At 68.3% G+C, this 20,415-nt stretch carries 22 protein-coding genes; 6 read left to right on the top strand and 16 right to left on the bottom strand.

The genetic code is table 11. The features are described 5' to 3' along the window. Nucleotides 1–46 precede the first annotated feature (46 nt). Together N7L95_RS17145 and hemE are read right to left on the bottom strand one after the other, a co-directional pair. Complete coding sequence (locus N7L95_RS17145) at nt 47–2,092, bottom strand: primosomal protein N' (RefSeq protein WP_301256475.1); 2,046 nt, start codon at nt 2,090–2,092, stop codon at nt 47–49. A 338-nt stretch (nt 2,093–2,430) separates the two neighbouring features. After that, nucleotides 2,431–3,531 (bottom strand): uroporphyrinogen decarboxylase, encoded by a 1,101-nt coding sequence (gene hemE / locus N7L95_RS17140; protein ID WP_301256474.1) that lies wholly within the window; start codon nt 3,529–3,531, stop codon nt 2,431–2,433. A 195-nt stretch (nt 3,532–3,726) separates the two neighbouring features. Here hemE and N7L95_RS17135 point away from each other — a divergent pair, with 195 nt between their 5' ends. The 3 genes from N7L95_RS17135 to N7L95_RS17125 are packed head-to-tail and all read left to right on the top strand — an operon-like array spanning nt 3,727 to nt 5,813. Next, nucleotides 3,727–4,329, top strand: coding sequence for a LemA family protein (locus N7L95_RS17135; RefSeq protein ID WP_301256473.1), 603 nt, complete (start codon nt 3,727–3,729; stop codon nt 4,327–4,329). A 7-nt stretch (nt 4,330–4,336) separates the two neighbouring features. Continuing rightward, on the top strand, nt 4,337–5,296 hold the full coding sequence (locus N7L95_RS17130; RefSeq protein ID WP_435870025.1) for a TPM domain-containing protein: 960 nt from the start codon (nt 4,337–4,339) through the stop codon (nt 5,294–5,296). Between the two features lie 13 nt (nt 5,297–5,309). After that, nucleotides 5,310–5,813, top strand: coding sequence for a TPM domain-containing protein (locus N7L95_RS17125; RefSeq protein WP_301256472.1), 504 nt, complete (start codon nt 5,310–5,312; stop codon nt 5,811–5,813). Between the two features lie 104 nt (nt 5,814–5,917). On the opposite strand, the gene N7L95_RS17120 is transcribed toward N7L95_RS17125, so the two are convergent. The 9 genes from N7L95_RS17120 to N7L95_RS17080 all read right to left on the bottom strand — a co-directional run bounded on the left by N7L95_RS17120 (nt 5,918) and on the right by N7L95_RS17080 (nt 13,259). Continuing rightward, a complete protein-coding gene (locus N7L95_RS17120; RefSeq protein WP_301256471.1) occupies nt 5,918–6,334 on the bottom strand; it encodes a F0F1 ATP synthase subunit epsilon in 417 nt (138 codons plus the stop codon). A gap of 96 nt (nt 6,335–6,430) precedes the next feature. Continuing rightward, nucleotides 6,431–7,810 (bottom strand): F0F1 ATP synthase subunit beta, encoded by a 1,380-nt coding sequence (atpD, locus tag N7L95_RS17115; RefSeq protein ID WP_301256470.1) that lies wholly within the window; start codon nt 7,808–7,810, stop codon nt 6,431–6,433. Nucleotides 7,811–7,860: 50 nt separating this feature from the next. Beyond that, complete coding sequence (gene atpG, locus N7L95_RS17110) at nt 7,861–8,730, bottom strand: F0F1 ATP synthase subunit gamma (RefSeq protein ID WP_301256469.1); 870 nt, start codon at nt 8,728–8,730, stop codon at nt 7,861–7,863. Between the two features lie 24 nt (nt 8,731–8,754). Further along, nucleotides 8,755–10,293 (bottom strand): F0F1 ATP synthase subunit alpha, encoded by a 1,539-nt coding sequence (gene atpA, locus N7L95_RS17105; protein ID WP_301256468.1) that lies wholly within the window; start codon nt 10,291–10,293, stop codon nt 8,755–8,757. A gap of 100 nt (nt 10,294–10,393) precedes the next feature. Next, a complete protein-coding gene (locus N7L95_RS17100) occupies nt 10,394–10,927 on the bottom strand; it encodes a F0F1 ATP synthase subunit delta (RefSeq protein ID WP_301256467.1) in 534 nt (177 codons plus the stop codon). A 2-nt stretch (nt 10,928–10,929) separates the two neighbouring features. Continuing rightward, the gene (locus N7L95_RS17095; protein WP_301256466.1) at nt 10,930–11,400 is read right to left on the bottom strand and encodes a F0F1 ATP synthase subunit B; all 471 of its coding nucleotides are present in this window, start codon (nt 11,398–11,400) and stop codon (nt 10,930–10,932) included. A 49-nt stretch (nt 11,401–11,449) separates the two neighbouring features. Then, the gene (gene atpE, locus N7L95_RS17090; protein WP_301256465.1) at nt 11,450–11,704 is read right to left on the bottom strand and encodes a F0F1 ATP synthase subunit C; all 255 of its coding nucleotides are present in this window, start codon (nt 11,702–11,704) and stop codon (nt 11,450–11,452) included. Nucleotides 11,705–11,768: 64 nt separating this feature from the next. Further along, entirely contained in the window at nt 11,769–12,641 is an 873-nt protein-coding gene (gene atpB, locus N7L95_RS17085; protein ID WP_301256464.1) for a F0F1 ATP synthase subunit A, read from the bottom strand. Between the two features lie 24 nt (nt 12,642–12,665). Continuing rightward, nucleotides 12,666–13,259 (bottom strand): ATP synthase subunit I, encoded by a 594-nt coding sequence (locus N7L95_RS17080; RefSeq protein WP_301256463.1) that lies wholly within the window; start codon nt 13,257–13,259, stop codon nt 12,666–12,668. A gap of 356 nt (nt 13,260–13,615) precedes the next feature. Between N7L95_RS17080 and N7L95_RS17075 the strand changes: the two genes are divergently transcribed. Continuing rightward, nucleotides 13,616–14,146 (top strand): DUF2062 domain-containing protein, encoded by a 531-nt coding sequence (locus N7L95_RS17075; RefSeq protein ID WP_301256462.1) that lies wholly within the window; start codon nt 13,616–13,618, stop codon nt 14,144–14,146. 168 nt (nt 14,147–14,314) lie between these two features. Here N7L95_RS17075 and N7L95_RS17070 read toward each other — a convergent pair whose 3' ends face one another. From N7L95_RS17070 to N7L95_RS17055, 4 genes are all read right to left on the bottom strand, one after another. After that, nucleotides 14,315–15,223: an SMP-30/gluconolactonase/LRE family protein gene (locus N7L95_RS17070; RefSeq protein WP_301256461.1), complete on the bottom strand. Its 909-nt coding sequence runs from the start codon at nt 15,221–15,223 to the stop codon at nt 14,315–14,317. A 2-nt stretch (nt 15,224–15,225) separates the two neighbouring features. Further along, nucleotides 15,226–16,086 carry an aldose 1-epimerase gene (locus tag N7L95_RS17065; RefSeq protein ID WP_301256460.1) on the bottom strand — a complete coding sequence of 287 codons (861 nt, stop codon included), beginning with the start codon at nt 16,084–16,086 and terminating at the stop codon, nt 15,226–15,228. A gap of 119 nt (nt 16,087–16,205) precedes the next feature. After that, nucleotides 16,206–16,697, bottom strand: coding sequence for a GNAT family N-acetyltransferase (locus N7L95_RS17060; RefSeq protein ID WP_301256459.1), 492 nt, complete (start codon nt 16,695–16,697; stop codon nt 16,206–16,208). A 47-nt stretch (nt 16,698–16,744) separates the two neighbouring features. Beyond that, entirely contained in the window at nt 16,745–17,404 is a 660-nt protein-coding gene (locus N7L95_RS17055; RefSeq protein ID WP_301256458.1) for a cytochrome b/b6 domain-containing protein, read from the bottom strand. A gap of 165 nt (nt 17,405–17,569) precedes the next feature. Between N7L95_RS17055 and N7L95_RS17050 the strand changes: the two genes are divergently transcribed. After that, a complete protein-coding gene (locus tag N7L95_RS17050; RefSeq protein ID WP_301256457.1) occupies nt 17,570–18,022 on the top strand; it encodes a c-type cytochrome in 453 nt (150 codons plus the stop codon). 33 nt (nt 18,023–18,055) lie between these two features. On the opposite strand, the gene N7L95_RS17045 is transcribed toward N7L95_RS17050, so the two are convergent. Then, nucleotides 18,056–18,781 (bottom strand): alanyl-tRNA editing protein, encoded by a 726-nt coding sequence (locus N7L95_RS17045; RefSeq protein ID WP_301256456.1) that lies wholly within the window; start codon nt 18,779–18,781, stop codon nt 18,056–18,058. 40 nt (nt 18,782–18,821) lie between these two features. Between N7L95_RS17045 and N7L95_RS17040 the strand changes: the two genes are divergently transcribed. Continuing rightward, a complete protein-coding gene (locus N7L95_RS17040) occupies nt 18,822–20,399 on the top strand; it encodes a B12-binding domain-containing radical SAM protein (RefSeq protein WP_301256455.1) in 1,578 nt (525 codons plus the stop codon). The last annotated feature ends 16 nt before the right edge of the window (nt 20,400–20,415 follow it).

Here is a 20,415-nt window from a genome sequence, read left to right as displayed (position 1 = left end):
CGAACGCCACCCTCGGCCGCGCCGGCCGGCAGCACGGGCGGCCCGCTCAGATCGCGAGCGGGTCCACGTCCACCGCCCAGCGCACCAGCCCCTTGTGCTCGGCCCGCAGCCCATGCAGCTCCGGCAGCCAGGCGGCCAGCAGCCGCTGCAGTGCCGGGCGCGACGCGGCCTCCACCAGCAGCTGGGCCCGCTCCACATTGGCGACCCGGGCCACGCTCATCGGCACCGGTGGATAGAGCACCACGCCGGCATCGCCCGCGCCGAGCTCCTCGGCCATGGCGGCCGCCGCGGCGAGCCAGGCCTGGGCCACTTCCTGCGTGCGGCCCTCGGCGCGCAGCAGGGCCTGGTGGGCATAGGGCGGCATGCCGGCCATCTCGCGCTCCTTCAGCGTGCTGGCGGCAAAGGCGGCGTAGTCGTGCCCCCGCAGCGCGGCATAGAGCGGATGCGACGGGTGCCAGGTCTGGATCAGCATCTCGCTGCGCGCGGCCTGCCCGGCGTCGCGGCCGGCGCGACCGGCCGCCTGCATCAGCAGTGCGAACAGGCGCTCGCCGGCCCGGAAGTCGCTGCTGAACAGGGCCGAATCCGGGTTCACCGCCGCCACCAGCGTGACGCGCCGGAAGTCATGGCCCTTGGCCACCATCTGGGTGCCCACCAGCACATCGACCTCGCCCGCATGCACGCTGGCCAGCTGTGCCTCGAGGCTGCCCTTCAGGCGCGTGGTGTCGGCATCGATGCGGGCCACGCGCGCTTCGGGCAGTGCCTGGGCCAGCTGCTCCTCCAGCCGCTCGGTGCCACGGCCGACCGGCTGGATGTCCTGGTTGCCGCATTCCGGGCAGGCCCGCGGCACCCGCTCGGCATAGCCGCAATGGTGGCAGCGCAGGCTGCGGTCGATGCGGTGGAAGACACGCCAGGCACTGCAATGCGGGCAGCCGCTTTTCCAGCCGCATTCCAGGCATTGCAGCACCGGCGAGTAGCCGCGCCGGTTGAGCAGCACCAGGCTCTGCTCGCCGCGCGCCAGGCGCTGCGACAGGGCCGCCACCAGCGCAGGCGACAGCGCCGCGCTGTAGGCCGCGTCCTTGGGCACATGGTTCATGTCGACGAAGCGCACCTGCGGCAGCACACCGCCGCCGACCCGGTCCGGCATCGCCAGGCGCAGGTAGCGGCCGCGCTCGGCCTGCTGCCAGCTCTCGAGCGACGGGGTGGCCGAGCCCAGCAGCACGGTGGCCCCCTCCAGCTTGCCGCGGTACACCGCCAGGTCGCGCGCCGAGTAGCGGGCGCCTTCCTGGCTCTTGTAGGACGGGTCGTGCTCCTCGTCGACCACGATCAGGCCGGGCCGCGGCAGCGAGGCGAACACCGCCATGCGCGTGCCGAGCACGATGTCCGCCTGCCCGAGGTGGGCCGCCAGCCAGTGCTTCAGCCGCTGCGCCGGCGTCAGCCCGCTGTGCAGCGAGACGATCAGGCGCTGCGGGAAGCGCTCGGCGAAGCGCGCCTCCAGCTGGGGCGTGAGATTGATCTCCGGCACCAGCACCAGGGCCTGCCGCCCGGCCGCCAGCGCCTGTGCCACGGCGCGCAGGTAGACCTCGGTCTTGCCACTGCCGGTGCTGCCATGCAGCAGCGCCACCTGCGACCGACCCGGCTCGAGCTGGGCCAGGGCCTGCGCCTGCTGCGGCGTGAGAGCCGGCAGCACCGGCTCACTGCCGCCGGCCGGCTGCAGTTTCTGCAGCTTCCTCAGGCGCTGCAGCAGCTGCGCATCGCTGAGCTTGCGCAGCTCCGGTGGCAGCACCGACAGGGCCACTTCGCCAATGCCTCGCTGGTAGTAGGCCGCGGTGAAGGCCACCAGCTGGCACCAGGCCGCCGGCAGGGGCGGCAGGCTGGCCAGCACTTCACCCACCGGGCGCAATTCGACGCCGTCCGCAGTGCCCGGCGAGTCGCCGCAGGCCCACACCACCCCGCACACCGTGCGCCGCCCGAGCGGCACCTGCACCAGCGTGCCGGGCGCCCACGCTCGCTCGCTGAGATAGCTCAGCGGCCCCCGCAAGGCACTGTATTGGGGAGCATCGACCACCACCCCCAGCACCTGGGACTCACTCATTTAGCCCTGTCATTTCCGCCAGCTCTTTCAGACCCGACCGTAAGCGCTTGAAAAGAAACGTCTTTTGCAGCTATCCACCGATCGTGTGGATAACTTTGTGGGCAAGCTGCGAAAACCGGCGCTAAATGCTTGTCCCGCGCGGCTCCGCTTAGTTTGATGCCCCATCGTGCAGTGCTGTCGTCTCTATAAAAATCAATAACTTAGCGAGCACTTCCCGACTTACTCCCAGAGCCTGCACAAGTCCAATAAGATTTGACAGGCACCGCTTTTTTTGGGGATAAGTCAAGGCCACTGGTACGGCCTGAGGGGTTACCCGGTGCGCTTCGCGCACAAGCCGGTCAGGCCCCGGCTCCCGCCTGTCGCACCCGCCGGGAATGCTCGTGGACTGCCTCGACCAGTACAGCGACGCTGTCCGGCGGGGTGAACTGGCTGATGCCATGGCCCAGGTTGAAGACATGCCCGGCATGGCTGCCGTCGGCGTTGCGGGGGTTGCCGAAGCTGTCGATCACCTTGCCGACCTCGGCATGGATCTGCTCGGCCGAGGCGAACAAGACGGCAGGATCCAGGTTGCCCTGCAGCGCCACCCGGTGGCCGATGCGCGCACGGGCCTGCGCGAGGTTGACGGTCCAGTCGACGCCGACCGCATCGGTGTCGCTGGCAGCGATCTCATCCAACCACAGGCCGCCCCCCTTGGTGAAGACGATGCGCGGAATACGCTGGCCGTCGTGCTCGCGCCTGAGCTGAGCCAGCACCCGCTGGGTGTAGGCCAGGCTGAAGGCCTGGAACGCGCCGTCGGCGAGCACGCCCCCCCAGGAGTCGAAGATCATCACGGCCTGGGCGCCGGCATCGATCTGCGCATTCAGGTAGGCCGCGACCGCGTCGGCATTGATGGCGAGGATGCGGTGCATCAGGTCGGGGCGCTGGTACAGCATGGTCTTGACCAGGCGGTAGTCGTCCGAACCGGCGCCCTCCACCATGTAGCAGGCCAGTGTCCAGGGGCTGCCCGAGAAGCCGATCAACGGCACCCGCCCCTGCAGGGCGCGGCGGATGCTGGTGACGGCGTCGAACACGTATTGCAGCTTCGCCAGGTCGGGCACCGCCAGGCGGGCCACGGCCGCCTCGTCGCGCACCGGGGAGGCGAAGCGCGGCCCCTCGCCGGCCGCGAAGCTCAAGCCCAGGCCCATCGCGTCGGGCACCGTCAGGATGTCGCTGAACAGGATGGCCGCGTCCAGCGGATAGCGCTCCAGGGGCTGCAGCGTCACCTCGGTGGCCAGTTCGGGGTGGGTGGCCAGCCCCATGAAGCTGCCGGCCCGCGAGCGGGTCGCGTTGTACTCCGGCAGGTAGCGTCCCGCCTGGCGCATCAGCCAGACGGGCGTATGGTCGGTCGGCTGGCGCAGCAGGGCGCGCAGGAAGGTGTCGTTCTGGAGGGGCGCAAACATAGCCCTGCATTGTAGGGAGCGCTGCGACGGCGCCGGACGCGCAGGGCTTCGGCCCACGGCCCAGGGACCGCTGCTTGCTGACATGCCGCAAGCCAACGGCCGGCGGGGCGCTTGAACTGCGGCATGATCGCCCCTATTCATGCGAGCGGCGGCTTTCGCGCCGGCCCTTCCCTTCACAGAACAGGAGCCACAACGATGAAAAAGACGATTGCCACCTGGACCTGCGTGCTGGGCCTGAGCCTGGGCCTCAGCGGCTGCGGCTACAACCAGTTCCAACAGCTCGACGAGGAGGTGAAGGCCTCCTGGTCCGAAGTGCTCAACCAGTACCAGCGCCGGGCCGACCTGGTGCCCAACCTGGTGAACACGGTCAAGGGCGAGGCCAACTTCGAGCAGACCACCCTGACTCGCGTGGTCGAGGCGCGGGCCAAGGCCACCTCGGTGCAAGTGACCCCGGAGACCCTCAACGACCCGCAGGCCTTCCAGCGCTTCCAGCAGGCCCAGGGCGAGCTGTCGGGCGCGTTGTCGCGCCTGCTGGTGGTCAGCGAGAACTACCCGAACCTGAAGGCCAACCAGGGCTTCCAGGACCTGCGCGTGCAATTGGAAGGCACCGAGAACCGCATCACCGTGGCCCGCAACAAGTACATCGGCGCGGTGCAGCAGTACAACGTGCTGGCCCGCAGCTTCCCGACCAACCTGACGGCCAAGATGTTCGGCTACCCGCCCAAGCCGAACTTCAGCGTGGCCAACGAAGCGCAGATCTCGACCCCGCCGACGGTGGACTTCGGCGCCTCGCGGTGAGGCGGCGATGACGCAGGCCGCACTTCATCCATGCCGGGCCGCCCTGGCAGCCTGGCGCTGGTTGCTGGCCGCCTGGCTGCTGGGGATGCTGGCTGCCGGGCCGTTGCTGGCCCAGCAGGCGCCACAGCCGGTGCCGCCTCTGAATGCCCGAGTCACCGACCAGACCGGCACGCTCAGCACCGCCCAGCGGGCCGCGCTGGAGGCCAAGCTGGAGCAGGTGGAGACCCGATACGGCAGCCAGGTGGCGGTGCTGATGGTCCCGACCACCGCGCCCGAGGACATTGCCGCCTACGCCTGGCGCGTGGCCGACCGGTGGAAGATCGGCCGCAAGGAAGTGGGCGACGGCCTGCTCATCGTGGTGGCGAAGAACGACCGCCGCGTGCGCATCGAGGTCGCACGGGCGCTCGAGGGCGCCATTCCCGACCTGGCCGCCCGCCGCGTCATCGACCAGGCCATCGCGCCCGCGTTCAAGGCCGGCGACTATGCCGGCGGGCTGAACGCCGGCGTGGACCGGCTGGCGGCGCTGATTGCCGGCGAAGGCCTGCCGGCGCCCTCCCCCCGCAACAGCGGCGGCAGCGCCGGCGAACCGGGCACCCAGTGGTTCGACCTGGCGATCTTCCTGTTTGCCGGCGCCCCGGTCATCGGCGCCGTGCTCAGCGGCCTGCTGGGCCGCAAGCTCGGCTCGCTCGGCACCGGCCTGGCGGTGGGCGCCCTGAGCTGGTGGTTCACCGCCAGCATGGTGGTGGCGGCGATCGCGGCGGTGGGCGCCCTGTTGCTGATGCTGGCGATGGGCGTCGGCTCGGCACTGTCGTCCGGCCGCGGGCGGGGCCTGCGCCACCAGACGCCCATCGTCTGGGGCGGCTTCGGCGGTGGCGGCGGGTTCGGTGGCGGCGGCAGCGGGGGTGGCGGGTTTTCGTCCGGAGGCGGCGGCAGCTTCGGCGGCGGCGGCTCGTCGGGCAGTTGGTGAGGAGGGGCACCCCATGAACATCAAGCGCATCCTGCGCCACCGCTGGTGGGACGACACCGACACCCGCCGGGTGCTGGGCCCGGTGGCCCTGCAGTCGCTGGAAGCCCGGGTGCAGGCCAGCGAGGCCCGGCACACCGGCGAGATCCGGCTGTGCATCGAAGGTGCCCTGCCGTGGAGCTATCTGCGCCGCGACGCACCGGCCCGCGAGCGGGCGGTGTCGATGTTCGGCAAGCTGAGGGTATGGGACACCGAGGACAACAACGGCGTGCTGATCTACCTGCTGCTGGTGGAGCACCGCATCGAGGTCGTTGCCGACCGGGGCGTGTCGCGCTGCGTGCCGCAGGCCGAATGGGACCGCATCGTGCAGGGCATGTCCGAGATGCTGCGCGCCGGCCAGGCCGAGGCGGCCCTGGGACTGGCGGTGGACGAGGTCACGGCGCTGCTGGTGCGGCATTTTCCGCTGCGCGACGGGCAGCCGAATGTGGACGAGTTGCCGAACCGCCCACACGTGGCCTGAGAGCCGGCCCCAAAACAACAACGCCCGCCAGGCCACAGCCTGCGGGCGTCGTTCGGGCACCGGCGCCACGGGCCCGTCGACCCGTCGCATCCGGCATCATCAACTCACTTGCGGCGGAACCGGCGCAGTGCGGCGATCTGGGCGGCCATCGCCGCGAATTCGCTCTGGGCCTTGGCGAAGTCGATGTCGCTCTTGGCGTTCTTCATCGCTTCCTCGGCCAGGCGCTTGGCCTCGGTGGCCTTGGCTTCGTCCAGGTCCTTGCCGCGGATGGCCGTGTCGGCAAGCACCGTCACCGCATTGGGCTGCACTTCCAGGATGCCGCCGGCCACGAAGACGAACTCTTCCTCGCCGTTGTCAGCACGCTCGATGCGCACCGCACCCGGACGGATGCGCGTGATCAGCGGCGTGTGCTGCGGCAGGATACCCAGCTCGCCCGACTCGCCGGGCAGCGCGACGAACTTCGCCTGGCCGGAGAAGATCGAGGCTTCCGCGGAAACGACGTCGACTTGAATGGTTGCCATAGTTCAGCTTCCTCAGCTTCCTTCGAGAGGGGAGACGATGCAAGAAGCACGCAATCGGCGCGGCGGCGGCTGACGCCGCACGCGCCGCGGCGTCGCTTACTGCAGGGTCTTGGCCTTCTCGAAAGCCTCGTCGATCGTGCCGACCATGTAGAAGGCCTGCTCCGGCAGGCTGTCGCACTCGCCGTTGACGATCATCTTGAAGCCGCGGATGGTTTCCTTCAGCGGCACGTACTTGCCCGGCGAGCCGGTGAACACTTCCGCGACGTGGAAGGGCTGCGACAGGAAACGCTGGATCTTCCGGGCGCGAGCCACGGCCAGCTTGTCTTCCGGTGCCAGCTCGTCCATGCCCAGGATCGCGATGATGTCGCGCAGTTCCTTGTAGCGCTGCAGGATGGCCTGCACCTGGCGTGCCACCGTGTAGTGCTCTTCGCCGACCACGTTGGGGTCGACCTGGCGGCTGGTGGAGTCCAGCGGATCGACCGCGGGGTAGATCCCCAGCGAGGCGATGTCGCGGGACAGCACGACCGTGGCGTCCAAGTGGGCGAAGGTGGTCGCGGGCGACGGGTCGGTCAAGTCATCCGCCGGCACGTACACGGCCTGGATGGAGGTGATCGAGCCGATCTTGGTGGAGGTGATGCGCTCTTGCAGGCGGCCCATTTCCTCGGCCAGCGTCGGCTGGTAGCCCACGGCGGACGGCATGCGGCCCAGCAGCGCGGACACTTCCGTGCCGGCCAGGGTGTAGCGATAGATGTTGTCCACGAAGAACAGCACGTCGCGGCCTTCGTCGCGGAAGGACTCGGCGATGGTCAGGCCGGTCAGTGCCACGCGCAGACGGTTGCCCGGGGGCTCGTTCATCTGGCCGTACACCATCGCGACCTTGTCGAGCACGTTGGAGTCCTTCATCTCGTGGTAGAAGTCGTTCCCTTCACGGGTCCGCTCGCCCACGCCGGCGAACACCGACAAGCCCGAGTGCTGCTTGGCGATGTTGTTGATCAGCTCCATCATGTTCACGGTCTTGCCCACGCCGGCGCCACCGAACAGACCCACCTTGCCGCCCTTGGCGAACGGGCAGATCAGGTCGATCACCTTGATGCCGGTTTCGAGCAGGTCCTGCGACGGGCTCAGCTCGTCGTAGGCCGGTGCCTTGCGGTGGATCGAGGCGCTCAGCTCGGCGTTGACCGGGCCAGCTTCGTCGATCGGGTTGCCCAGCACGTCCATGATGCGGCCCAGGGTGGCCTTGCCCACCGGCACCGTGATCGGCGCGCCGGTGTTCTGCACCATCATGCCGCGACGCAGACCGTCGGAGGAGCCCAGCGCAATCGTGCGGACCACGCCGTCGCCCAGCTGTTGCTGCACTTCCAGGGTCAGCGCGGTGCCTTCCATCTTCAAGGCGTCGTACACCTTGGGCATCGAATCGCGCGGGAACTCCACGTCCACCACGGCGCCGATGCACTGAACGATCTTGCCTTCAGCCATTTTTCGTTCCTTCAATCAATATTCGTTGGATGCCTTCAGGCCTCGCGCCGTCAGACGGCCGCCGCCCCGCCGACGATCTCCGACAGTTCCTTGGTGATCGCTGCCTGCCGGGTCTTGTTGTAGACCAGCTTCAGCTCGGCGATCAGGTTGCCGGCGTTGTCGGTCGCGGCCTTCATCGCGACCATGCGCGCCGACTGCTCGGACGCCATGTTCTCGGCCACGGCCTGGTACACCAACGCCTCGATGTAGCGGGTCAGCAGCTCGTCGAGCACGCTTTGCGCATCGGGTTCGTAGATGTAGTCCCAGGCATGCTGGCTCTTGTCGGCCTTCAGCGAGTCGGCCGACAGCGGCAGCAGTTGCTGCACCACCGGCTCCTGCTTCATCGTGTTGACGAAGCGGGTGTAGCAGAGGTAGACCGCGTCGAGCTTGCCTTCGGCGTACTGGTCGATCAGCGTCTTCACCGGGCCGATCAGGCGCTCCAGGTGCGGCTGGTCGCCCAGCTGCGTCACCTGGGCCACCACCTTGGCGCCGATGCGGTTCATGAAACCGACACCCTTGTTGCCGATGGCCACCGTCTGCGCCTTCAGGCCCTGGGCTTCCAGTTCCTTCAGCTTGGCGGTGGTGGCGCGCAGGATGTTGGTATTGAGGCCGCCGCACAGACCCTTGTCGGTGGTGACGACAATCACGCCCACCTGGCCGGTACCGCTGTTCTGCTGCAGAAAAGCGGGCACGTACTCAGGATTGGCCTGAGCCAGGTTGGCCGTGATGTTGCGCACCTTCTCGGCATAAGGCCGGGCCGCACGCATGCGGTCCTGCGCCTTGCGCATCTTCGACGCGGCGACCATCTCCATGGCCTTCGTGATCTTGCGGGTGTTCTCCACCGACTTGATCTTGCCGCGTATTTCCTTGCCTGCCGCCATGACGGAACTCCTTGTTCTGTGGGATCAGGCGAAGGACTTCTTGAACGACACGATGGCGTTCTGCAGCTCGGCTTCCGAGTCCTTGTCCAGGGCCTTGTTGGTGTCGAGCTTCTGCAGCAGCGCGCCGTGGCTGGTCTTCAGGAACTGGTGCAGGCCGGCTTCGAAGGCGAGCACCTTCTTGACGTCCACATCGTCCAGGAAGCCCTTGTTCACCGCGTACAGCGTCGCGCCCATCAGCGAGATCGGCAGCGGCGAGTACTGGGCCTGCTTCAGCAGTTCGGTCACGCGGGCACCGCGGTCCAGCTGCTTGCGGGTGGCTTCGTCCAGGTCGGAGGCGAACTGCGCGAAGGCCGCCAGCTCACGGTACTGCGCCAGGTCGGTACGGATACCGCCGGACAGGCCCTTGATCAGCTTGGTCTGGGCCGCACCACCGACGCGCGACACCGAGATACCGGCGTTGATGGCGGGACGGATGCCAGCGTTGAACAGGCCGGTTTCCAGGAAGATCTGGCCGTCGGTGATCGAGATCACGTTGGTCGGCACGAATGCGGACACGTCACCGGCCTGCGTCTCGATGATGGGCAGGGCGGTCAGCGAGCCGGTCTTGCCCTTCACTTCACCGTTGGTGAACTTCTCGACGTACTCGGCGCTGACGCGAGCGGCACGCTCCAGCAGGCGGCTGTGGAGATAGAACACGTCGCCGGGGAAGGCTTCGCGGCCCGGCGGCCGGCGCAGCAGCAGCGAGATCTGGCGGTAGGCGACGGCTTGCTTGGACAGGTCGTCATAGACGATCAGCGCGTCCTGGCCGCGGTCGCGGAAGTACTCGCCCATCGTGCAGCCGGAGTAGGCCGACACGTATTGCATCGCGGCGGATTCGGAGGCCGAGGCGGCGACGACGATGGTGTATTCCATCGCGCCGTTGGCTTCCAGGGCCCGCACGACGTTCTTGATCGACGACGCCTTCTGGCCGATGGCGACGTAGATGCAGGTCACGCCCTGACCCTTTTGATTGATGATGGCATCAATCGCGACCGCGCTCTTGCCGGTCTGGCGGTCGCCGATGATCAGCTCGCGCTGGCCACGGCCGACGGGCACCATGGAGTCGATCGACTTGACGCCGGTCTGCAGCGGCTGCGACACGCTCTGGCGTGCGATCACGCCCGGGGCGATCTTCTCGATCGGCGAGCTGAGCTTGGCGTTGACCGGGCCCTTGCCGTCGATCGGCTGGCCCAGCGCGTTGACCACGCGGCCCACCAGTTCGGGGCCGACCGGCACTTCCAGGATGCGGCCGGTGCACTTGACCGTGTCGCCTTCGGAGATGTGCTCGTACTCGCCCAGAATCACCGCGCCGACGGAGTCGCGCTCCAGGTTCAGTGCCAGGCCGAAGGTGTTGCCCGGGAACTCGAGCATTTCGCCGGCCATCACATCGGACAGGCCGTGGACGCGGCAGATGCCGTCCGTCACCGAGACCACGGTCCCCTGGTTGCGGATGTCCGCTGCCGCACCGAGACCCTCGATGCGGCTCTTGATCAGTTCAGAAATTTCTGCGGGATTCAGTTGCATTGCATTCTCCCAGTCTTGTCCGGGTCCGGGCGCTGGCGCCCGGAGCCTGAACTTGGCTGCCCCGGACTCGCGCCCGGATGTTCATCGGCGCCGCGTGGTCTCAGGCGACCAGCGCAGCCTTCATGCGTTCCAAGCGGGCCTTGACGGAGGTGTCGAGCACCTCGTCGCCAACCACCACGCGCACGCCGCCGATCAGCTCGGGCTGGACCTGCACGGTCGGCAGCAGCTTGCGGCCGAAGCGCTTCTCCAGCGTGGCCACAAGCTCGGTGAGCCGTGCCTCGTCGATCGGAAAGGCGCTGTAGACCGTGGCGTCGACCACACCCTCGTTCGCATGCTTGAGCGCACGGAACTGCGAGGCGATCTCCGGCAAGGCGGCGAGCCGGCCGTTGTCAAGCAGCGTGGACACGAGGTTGCGGACGCCCTCGCCCAGCGGCATCCCGACCACCGACGTCAAGACGTCGAAGACCTGGGCGCGCTGCACGCGAGGGTTGTCCGCCAGCTCGCGCAGCTGCGGGTTAGCGACCACGACCGCCAAGGCGTCGACCTCGGCAGCCCACTGGTTCAAGTCACCTTTGCGGGCCACCTCGAAGAGGGCTTCCGCATAGGGACGCGCGATGGTTGCGAGCTCAGCCATGATCAAAGCTCGGTTTTCAGACGGGCCAGCAACTCGGCGTGAACGCCGGCGTTGACTTCCTTCTGAAGGATCTGCTCGGCGCCCTTGACCGCCAGGGCGGCAACCTGCTCGCGCAGCGCCTCCCGAGCCGAGATCAGCTGCTGCTCGGCCTCGGCCTTCGCATTGGCGATGATCTTGGCCGCTTCGACATCGGCCCGTTTCTTGGCTTCGTCGATGATGGCTTGCGCACGCTTTTCAGCGTCGCCGAGGCGTTGGGTCGCCTCCTGGTTGGTTTTGGCGAGCTGGGCCTCGACCTGCTTTCCGGCGTTGGCAAGGTCAGCCTTGGCCTTGTCAGCAGCGGCCAGCCCGTCCGCGATCTTCCGGGCGCGCTCGTCGAGCGACTTCGTGATCGGGGGCCACACGAATTTCATCGTGAACCACACCAGGATCCCGAAGACCACCATCTGCGCCCAAAGGGTAGCGTTCAGATTCACGGCTCGGACCTTTCTCGGTTACGGAAATGAAGACTGCGAGAAAAGCCGATCAAGCGCCGGTGACGACAAACGGGTTCGCGAAGGCGAACAGCATGGCCACGCCAACGCCGATCAGGAAGGCCGCGTCGATCAGGCCGGCCAGCAGGAACATCTTGGTTTGCAGTTCGTTCATCAGCTCAGGCTGACGTGCCGATGCTTCCAGGTACTTGCCGCCCATCAGTGCGATACCGATACATGCACCGACAGCGCCCAGGCTGATGATCATCCCGCAAGCGATAGCGACATAACCCAACACTTGTTCCATGATTACTCCTACTTTTGAGTGGTTTGACGAACGGAAAGGGAAACGGAAAAAACGCGAACCGGGATCAGTGGCCTTCGTGGGCCTGCCCGATGTAGACCAGGGTCAGCATCATGAAGATGAAGGCCTGGAGCGTGATGATCAGGATGTGGAAGATGGCCCAGGCGGTGCCGGCCAGCACATGGCCGATCCACATCATGGTGCCGCCCATCGAGGCGAAGCCGGTCATGCCCATCAGCGCGATCAGCAGGAACACCAGCTCACCGGCGTACATGTTGCCCCACAGCCGCATGCCGTGAGAGATGGTCTTGGCGCCGAATTCGACGATGTTCAGGAACAGGTTGGCCGGGGCCAGCGCGATCGCGGCGATGCCGTGGGCGTGGAACGGAGCGGTGAACAGCTCCTTGATCCAGCCGCCCACGCCCTTGATCTTCATGTTGTAGAACAGGCAGAGCAGCAGCACGCCGATCGACATGCCCAAGGTGGCCGACAGGTCGGCGGTGGGCACGACGCGCATGTAGGCGTGGTGCGGGTCATGGCCGGCCGCGGCATAGACCTGGGTCCACAGTGCCGGCAGCAGATCCACCGGCAACAGGTCCATCGCGTTCATGAAGAAGATCCAGATGAACACGGTCAGCGCCACCGGCGCCACCAGGCGGCGCGACTGGGCGTTGTGGACGATGCCGCGGGCCTGGGTGTCGACCATTTCGACCAGCATCTCGACAAAGGCCTGGAAGCGGCCCGGCACGCCGGACGTGGCCTTGCGTGCAGCCAGCCACAGGATGAACACCGCCAGCAGGCCGAGGGAGGCCGACCAGAAGATGGAGTCGTAGTTGATGACCGAGAAATCGGCAATGCCTTTCTGGTCGATGTTCTGAAAGTGCTTCAGGTGGTGGGTGATGTAGTCACCCGCGGTCGGTGCATGTCCTTCGGCAGCCATCTCTCTTCTTTCGAACGGTTGTCTTTAAGACGTTTTCTTTATCCGGCGCTGCCACAGCAGCGCCAGCCAACTTGCCTTCATGCACACGATCATCGAGACCAGCAAGGCCGGCCAGCTCAGATCGGGCACCATCCTGGGCGCGGCCACCAACATGACCACCGCCACGAAAATCTTCACGAACTCCCAGAGCATGAAACCCAGCACCGCGGTGCCAGGGCTCGCTCCCGAAAGCCCCTTGCTCATGCCGCGCGCCATCAAGGCCCCCGGCACTACGGTTGCAGCCGCGCCGTACAGCGCCGACCAAGCCGCTTCGACCCGCCCCGTGGCGAGCCACCAGACGAGGGTGGCGAGCACACCTGCCACTGCCTGCGCCGCCACCACCCGCCAGGGCGACAGCAACGGGCGCCCGGCTCTGAGCGCCTGCGCTTGTTCGCGCGTCAGGGGCTTGAAAACCGGCTCCTCGTCCGCACTTGTGCTGTCACCGAAGTCCGTGGTGTCGAACCCCCTTGCGGCCACCGCTGCCTGCGTGTCGGCATCGACAGCCGCCGCAGCGTTGACGCTCGGCTCGCCGGACCGTGGTGAAGCGGGTGCTTTGCCTGCTTTCTGTTCTGGTCTCACGGCGTTCGGTTACAAACTGGTTGCGGCAAATCCGCGGAATTATACGTGGAAACCCCTGCTTCTCTCACCCCCCGGCCTGTAGGCGCCCCGACGTGGTGCTGCGCCGACACGGCTTGACGACCATCAAACGACCGTGGCATGGCACGTGCAAACGGCCTGCAGCGTGCAGTCCTGCCGCTTGCGGCCTGCCGGCCCGCCCGAGAAAGCTCGCGTGCCACTGCAAGGAAAACGCAAGGCAAACGACAGCCGGTTCCATCGGGGAACAAGACGGTGCCCGCCTTGCGTGTCGAAGCAAGGCCAGTTGGTGACCAAGCGAAATTTCCCGCAGGAACGCGACGCATGAGACGATTCACGCCATGACATCGATGAAGGACATGCTGGCACGCCGGCTGAAGGACCAGCTGCCACGCCGCGACGACCTGGCGCGCAACCGCTGGCTGCGTCCCATCGCAGCGCATGTGCTCGCGCCGGAGCTGTGGCGCATGCGCGGCGAGGCGGTGGCCCGCGGCGTCGCGGTGGGCACCTTCTGGGCGTTCGTCGTGCCGGTGGCGCAGATCGTGTTCGCCACCGCCCATTGCGTCTGGTGGCGGGCCAACATTCCGGTGGCCGCGGCCATCACCTTCATCACCAATCCGCTGACGGTCGGCGGCTGGCTGTGGCTGGCCTACCAGGTGGGCAGCCTGGTGGTGCAGGCGCCGCCCCCGCAACTGCCCGGCGCCGATGCCGGTGCATGGGGCCTGCTGCAGTCCGTCGGCCTGCCCGCGCTGGTCGGCATGGGCCTGTTCGCGACGGTGGGTGCCGGGCTCGGCTACCTGGGCGTCAAGCTCGCCTGGCGGCTGCGGCTGGCACGGCGGCTGAAGGCGCGCGCGCAGCAGCGCGCTCGCTGAAGCAGGACCCGGCCACGCGCTGGGCACACGCGCGCCCCGCAGCGGCGCCAGCGCCTGCCACGAGCGCTCGTGCAGAGTGGCCAACCCGGCCTGGCCCGGACGCGGCACGGCCGGCACAGGGCAGCGAGAGCCGCCGCGCCGTGCCACTCGTGTGAAGTGCCCGCCGGCTCAACCTCGCCAGGCAGTGGCGGGCAGCCCCGGCACTTCCACCCGCAACTGCAGCACGCAACCGGCCCACGGCTGGGCGGCCAGCTCCTCGGCCGGGCGCTTCTCGCGCGAGGTGGTGACGTAGAGCGTCTTCAGGTCAGCTCCGCCGAAGGCCGGCATCGTCGGGCAGCGCACCGGCAGCCGCACCTCGCGCAGCAGCTCGCCGTCCGGGGAGAGCTGCAGCAGCCGCGACCCCTCGAACATCGCCACCCAGTAGTTGCCGTCCACATCCACCGCGCCGCCATCGGGCCGGCCGCCATAGCTGTCCAGTGACTGCCCTTCACGCTTGAGCTCGAAGCGCTTGAAGACCCGTCGTTCGCCGGCCTCGCCGGTGGCCGGGTCGAAGTCCAGCAGGAAGATGGTGTGGCTGGTGGTGTCGCTCCAGTACATGCGGCTCGCGTCGGGGCTCCAGGCCAGGCCGTTGGACACCGTGACGCCCTCGCCGCGGCGGCTCAGCCGGCCATCCGGGTCGAGCCGGTAGAGCGCCGCCAGCGCCGGCTTGCGCGGCTCGTAGATGGTGCCGCACCAGAGCCGGCCAGCCGGGTCGACCTTGCCATCGTTGAAGCGCTCCTGCGCCGGGTCATAGGGTGGCGGCGCAAGCTGTTCCCGCTGGGCGCTGCGGGGGTCGAAACGCCACAGGCCGTCGCGCATCGCCAGCACCAGCGCCTGCGAGGTGGTGGCCGCGCAGCAGCTCACGTCGGTGTCGAAGGCCCAGCTGTCGAGCGCTTGCCGAGCCGGGTCGAAGCGATGCAGCTTGCGGCCGGCAATATCGCAGTAGTAGAGCACCTGCTCCACCGGATGCCACATCGGCGACTCGCCCAGCACCGCCGGCTGCTCGACGGCCCGCGTGACTTCATACAAGCCGGCCATGCTCAACGGACCTCCTGGATGCGCAGCTGGATCGACGCGCCCATCGACGCGCCGGGGGCCAGCGTCACCACGCCGTGCGACGCCGGGTCGGGCAGATTGAGCGCATTGTTCGCATGGCTGACCGGCTCGACCGCGAAGAAGTCCTGCTCCGGCGGGGTGTAGACCACCAGGTAGGGCAGCGAGGCGCTCAGCATCAGCGAGAAGCGCTCGTCGCGGATGCGGGCCTGCCCTTGCCAGCCAGTGAAGCAGTTGTCGAAATCGAGATGGACCACGTCGGCATCGATGCCGTTCTGCTTGACCCAGTGCGTGGGCAGCAGCGTCTCGTCGACCTCCCATCGACCAGCCAGCTCGGCATGCAGGCGGCTGCGCTGGCGCTTGGGGAAATAGGGATGCCAGCCAAGGCCGCCGGGCGCGGGCACCTGGGCCCGGTTGGTGAGGCTGAGCTCCAGGCTCAGGCCCTGCTCGTCCACCACCAGCTGCTGGCGTGCCTCGAAGGCGAAGGGCCAGTCCTCGTCCGGCTGGTGCTGCAACTCCAGCACGGCCGAGCGCTCGCCCTGCTCGACCACGGTCCAGGGCCGCAGCAGGCCCACGCCATGAAGCGAGTGCGGCGACGGGCCGAAGTTGCAGCGCGTGCCCCGCATCTGGCCGTCCCACTCGAAGCGGCAGTCGGCAATGCGGTTGGAATAGGGGACCAGCACAAAGCCGGCGCACTGCCGCGGATGCGCCAGCGCATCGGGCTCCATCGAGCGCAGCACCGGGGTGCTGCCGTGCCACAGGCCGGCGATGCAGCCGCCCAGGTCGGGCCGCAGCGCGAGCCGCAGGGCGCCCGCGCGCAACTCGATCGTTTGGGGATCAGGGGTCATGGTGCCTCCAGTCAGATGCCGGCCCTCCTGCAGGCTCTGCAGGCCGGCACGGCGCCACGCAACAGTCGAACAGCCGCCGATGCTACGCCGGTACCTCGCCGTAACCGACATCGGGGCCTTCAGTCCAGCGCCACCTTCAGGTAGTGCGCGCCGGGCAGCGGGTTGAAGTAGTAGGGCGGGATCTCGACGAAACCCAGCGTGGCGTAGAGCGATCGGGCGGCTTCCATCTCGTCGAGCGTGTCGAGCAGCATCACCGAATAGCCGCTGCGCCGGGCCTCGTCGATCAGGGCCTGGGCAATGGTGCGTCCCAGGCCGAAGCGACGGAAGGGCTTGCGCACATAGAGGCGGCGCATCTCGCAGGCATTGGCATCGTCGGCATCGGGCATCGGGCGGAAGCCGCCGCAGCCAGCCAGCTGCGCGTCCACGAAGGCAAGTAGCAATTGCCCCATCGGCGCGGCGTACTCGCCCGGCAAGGAGCGCAACTCGGCCTCGAAGCCCTGGAAGCCGAGGTCGACACCGAGCGTATCGGCGTACTCCTGGAAGATCTCGCGCGTGGCCTCCAGCAGTTCCGGCTGGTCAGGAACAACGAGGCGTATCTCGGGTGATTGCATCGATCGATCGGTCGGTCGGCCGCGGGACGGCAGTGCTCGCGCCGAGTCTAACCCGCCATTTGCAGCAAGGCAGCCACTGCGGCCAGCGCCACTGCAAACACCACCAGGGCGCCAGCGCGGGTGGCGGCGCTGTCGCGCGAGGCGGGCGCCGCCATGTCCACCTCCTTGTCGCCGCTGCACATGGGGCCGAGCAGGTTCTGCCGCCGCACGCCGGCGTAGTACCCGATGGCCGCGAGATGCAGCAGCACCAGCCCGATCACCAGCGGCTCGCCGATCACCGTGTGATACCAGGTCAGGCGCAGGCTCAACGCAGTGGACACCTGGGCTGCGAAGGGGCCGGTGGTGGCGATCTCGTCGTCGGCGAACAGGCCGCTGCCCACCTGCGCAGCGAGCGCCAGCAGCATGGCCAGCACCGACAAGCTGCCCAGCGGCGTATGGCCCACCGCCTGCAGCGGCTCGCCGCGCCCGCGCAGGTAGCGCCACACCGCCGCCGGCCCGCGCACGAAGCTCGCGAAGCGCGACCAGTAGCCGCCCACCAGGCCCCACGCGCCACGGAACAGCAGCAAGGCCAGCACCAGGTAGCCCAGGCGGAAATGCCACACCATCGCCTCGCCGCCCACCTGGGCGGTGGCCACCAGGGCGACCACGGCGACCGCCAGCATCCAGTGGAACAGGCGAGTCGGCAGGTCCCAGACACGGATCTTCATGGGCGCTTGCGGTCGGGAAGTGTCAAGCCCGTGGTTTTACCCGTGAAAGGCGGTAGACCGCAAGCGAACAAGCAGGGGGAACGGCTGCGTACACTCGTGCGGCTGCCTCGGCAGCGCCCTGCCCTCCCCACGACCCAGACCACCTCACCGATACAGGAGCCGTTGATGAGAAACATGCTGTGCGCCCTCGCTGCCGCTGGTGCGACCCTGGTGGCGCTGCCGGCATCGGCGCAGTTCGCCAAGCCGGAGCACGCGATCGAGTATCGCAAGAGCGCGATGTTCTTGATCGGCCAGCATTTCGGCCGCCTCGGCGCCATGGCCAACGGCCGCGCGCCGTTTGACGCAAAGGCGGCGGCCGAGAACGCGGCGGTGCTGCAGTCGCTGGCCCACCTGCCCTGGGCCGGCTTCGTCGAAGGCACGGCCGACGGCGAGACCAAGGCCCGGCCTGAAATCTGGAAAGAGAACGACAAGTTCCGCGCCGCCGCCACCAAGATGCAGGACGAGTTGACCAAGCTCGACGCGGCGGCGAAGTCCGGCAGCCTGGAGCAGTTGAAGGCGGCCTTCGGCCCGGCTGCGCAGAGCTGCAAGTCCTGCCACGACAACTACCGCTCGAAGTGAGCCGGCGGCGCCGGGCCGCATGCCGCTGGCGGCTCAGCCCGGCGCAGCGAAGCCCAGCACCACCCGGCGGGTCTTGGCGCTCTTCTTCTCGACCTTGGTGACCACCACCGCGCCCACCGCGGCGCTGTTGGCCACATGCGTGCCGCCACAGGGCTGCAGGTCGACCCCGTCGATCTTCAGCACGCGGACGCGGCCGCTGCCGCGCGGTGGCGACACGCTCATGCTGCGCACCAGCTGCGGGTTCGCGTCCAGCGCCTCGTCGCTGATCCAGCTGTGGCTGACCGCATGGCCGCCCTCCACCAGGCGGGCCAGCCCGGCGTTCACGGCTTCCTTGTCGATCGGCTCGGTGGTGTGGAAGTCCAGCCTCGCGTACTCGGCGGTGATGGAGCAGCCATCCACCGGGTAAGGCAGCAGCGCGCACAGCAGATGGGTGGCGGTGTGCAGCCGCATGTGACGCTCGCGCCGCTGCCAGTCGATGCGGGCGGTGACCCGCTGGCCGGGCTGCAGCGCTTGCAGCAGCGCTTCCTGGCCGGGGGCTGGCACATGCAGGACGCTGCCCGGCTCGCTGCCCTTGCAGGTGTCGGCGATGTGCAGCGCGCTGCCGTCGGCCAGCAGCAGCGCACCGGCGTCGCCGGCCTGGCCGCCGCCACGCGGATAGAACACCGTGCGGTCGAGCTGGATGCCTTGCGCATCGACGGCCATCACGCCGGCCTCGCACTCACGCAAATAGCTGTCTTCGCGGAACAGTTCCTCGGTCACCTCGGACTCCTCACCTCTGAGTGAAATCGATAATGCGGCCATGTCCGACATCGTCCTGGCCACGCTCAACGCCAAATACATCCATGCCTCGCTGGGCTTGCGCTGCCTGCGCGCCAACATGGGCGAGCTGCGCGAGCGCACCCGGCTGTGCGAATTCACGATCGCGCAGAAGCCGGTCGATATCGTCGAGCGGCTGCTGGCGCTGCAGCCCCGCATCGTCGGCTTCGGCGTGTACATCTGGAACGTCGTCGAGACGACCCAGGTAGTGCGCCTGCTGAAGGCGCTGCGGCCGCAGCTGGTGGTGGTGCTCGGCGGCCCGGAGGTCAGCCACGAGACGGACGGGCAGGAGATCTGCCGCCTGGCCGACCATGTCGTCACCGGCTGGGGCGATGTCAGCTTTCCGGAGCTGTGCCGGGCGCTGCTGCACGGGCCGCGGCCGCTGATGAAGGTGATCGCCGGCCGGCAGCCGCCGCTGCAGGACCTGGCCCTGCCCTACGACGAGTACACCGACGAGGACCTGGCGCACCGGCTGCTGTATGTCGAGGCCTCGCGGGGCTGCCCGTTCAAGTGCGAGTTCTGCCTCAGCTCGCTCGACAAGACCGCCTGGGCCTTCGAGCTGGATCGTTTCCTGGCCGCGATGGCGCGGCTGCACGAGCGCGGGGCGCGCAACTTCAAGTTCGTCGACCGCACCTTCAACCTGAAGATCGAGGCTTCGGCCCGCATCCTGGAGTTCTTCCTGGCGCGCCTGGACGAGCGCCTGTTCGTGCACTTCGAGGTGGTGCCCGACCACCTGCCGGAGCGGCTGAAGCAGCTGATCGCCCGCTTTCCGGCCGGCACGCTGCAGTTCGAGGTCGGTATCCAGAGCTTCGATGCCGAGGTGCAGGCCCGCATCTCGCGCCGGCAGGACAACGCGCGCACCGCCGAGAACCTGCAGTGGCTCGTGCAGCGCAGCCAGGCGCATGTGCATGCCGACCTGATCTTCGGCCTGCCGGGCGAGACGCTGGAGAGCTTCGCCGCCGGCTTCGACCGGCTGGCCGCGCTGGCACCACACGAGATCCAGGTGGGCGTGCTCAAGCGGCTGCGCGGCACCCCGATCGTGCGCCACACCGAGGCGCACGGCATGGTCTACGACCCCGTGCCGCCCTACGCCATCCTGCAGACCGGCACGGCCGATTTCGCCACCGTGCAACGGGTCTCGCGCTTTGCACGCTACTGGGACCTGGTGGCCAACGCCGGGCGCCTGCCGCGCACGCTGGCCTTGCTGCTGGGCGAGGCGCGGCACTTCGAGCGCTTCCTCGCCTTCTCCGACCACCTGTGGGCCAGCACCGGCAAGACGCACCAGATCGGCTTCGAGCCGCTGGTCGATGCCTTGCACGACTACCTGTGCGGCCCGCTGCGACTGCCGGCCGATGGCGTGCGGCAGGCAGTGGAGCAGGACTACCGGGCCAGCGGCGCACGGGGCAAGCCGCGCTGCCTGGCGGGCGCGAGCACGCTGCACGGGCCGGCCAGCCGGCACAGAGAAGCGGGCAAGCCGCTCGCCGAGCGGCAGGGGCGGCACCTCGCGGCGCAGCAAACCGTGCAGGCGGCGCCGGCGCATCAGGAGACGCTGGACAGTTGACGCGGCAGGGGCGGCC

Source organism: Eleftheria terrae (assembly GCF_030419005.1).
Lineage (GTDB): Bacteria > Pseudomonadota > Gammaproteobacteria > Burkholderiales > Burkholderiaceae_C > Caldimonas > Caldimonas terrae.
Note: the sequence above shows the minus strand (reverse complement) of the source record. Positions and strands in the feature narration are given on the sequence as shown.

Coding starts and splice junctions, on each gene's coding strand:
- N7L95_RS17040 (WP_301256455.1), top strand. CDS start 18,822: ATGTCCGACATCGTCCTGGCCACGCTCAACGCCAAATACATCCATGCC.
- N7L95_RS17135 (WP_301256473.1), top strand. CDS start 3,727: ATGAAAAAGACGATTGCCACCTGGACCTGCGTGCTGGGCCTGAGCCTG.
- N7L95_RS17120 (WP_301256471.1), bottom strand. CDS start 6,334: ATGGCAACCATTCAAGTCGACGTCGTTTCCGCGGAAGCCTCGATCTTC.
- N7L95_RS17065 (WP_301256460.1), bottom strand. CDS start 16,086: ATGACCCCTGATCCCCAAACGATCGAGTTGCGCGCGGGCGCCCTGCGG.
- atpE (WP_301256465.1), bottom strand. CDS start 11,704: ATGGAACAAGTGTTGGGTTATGTCGCTATCGCTTGCGGGATGATCATC.
- atpD (WP_301256470.1), bottom strand. CDS start 7,810: ATGGCTGAAGGCAAGATCGTTCAGTGCATCGGCGCCGTGGTGGACGTG.
- N7L95_RS17055 (WP_301256458.1), bottom strand. CDS start 17,404: ATGAAGATCCGTGTCTGGGACCTGCCGACTCGCCTGTTCCACTGGATG.
- N7L95_RS17075 (WP_301256462.1), top strand. CDS start 13,616: ATGACATCGATGAAGGACATGCTGGCACGCCGGCTGAAGGACCAGCTG.
- N7L95_RS17070 (WP_301256461.1), bottom strand. CDS start 15,223: ATGGCCGGCTTGTATGAAGTCACGCGGGCCGTCGAGCAGCCGGCGGTG.
- N7L95_RS17145 (WP_301256475.1), bottom strand. CDS start 2,092: ATGAGTGAGTCCCAGGTGCTGGGGGTGGTGGTCGATGCTCCCCAATAC.
- atpB (WP_301256464.1), bottom strand. CDS start 12,641: ATGGCTGCCGAAGGACATGCACCGACCGCGGGTGACTACATCACCCAC.
- hemE (WP_301256474.1), bottom strand. CDS start 3,531: ATGTTTGCGCCCCTCCAGAACGACACCTTCCTGCGCGCCCTGCTGCGC.
- N7L95_RS17060 (WP_301256459.1), bottom strand. CDS start 16,697: ATGCAATCACCCGAGATACGCCTCGTTGTTCCTGACCAGCCGGAACTG.
- atpA (WP_301256468.1), bottom strand. CDS start 10,293: ATGCAACTGAATCCCGCAGAAATTTCTGAACTGATCAAGAGCCGCATC.
- N7L95_RS17125 (WP_301256472.1), top strand. CDS start 5,310: ATGAACATCAAGCGCATCCTGCGCCACCGCTGGTGGGACGACACCGAC.
- N7L95_RS17130 (WP_435870025.1), top strand. CDS start 4,337: ATGACGCAGGCCGCACTTCATCCATGCCGGGCCGCCCTGGCAGCCTGG.
- atpG (WP_301256469.1), bottom strand. CDS start 8,730: ATGGCGGCAGGCAAGGAAATACGCGGCAAGATCAAGTCGGTGGAGAAC.
- N7L95_RS17050 (WP_301256457.1), top strand. CDS start 17,570: ATGAGAAACATGCTGTGCGCCCTCGCTGCCGCTGGTGCGACCCTGGTG.
- N7L95_RS17100 (WP_301256467.1), bottom strand. CDS start 10,927: ATGGCTGAGCTCGCAACCATCGCGCGTCCCTATGCGGAAGCCCTCTTC.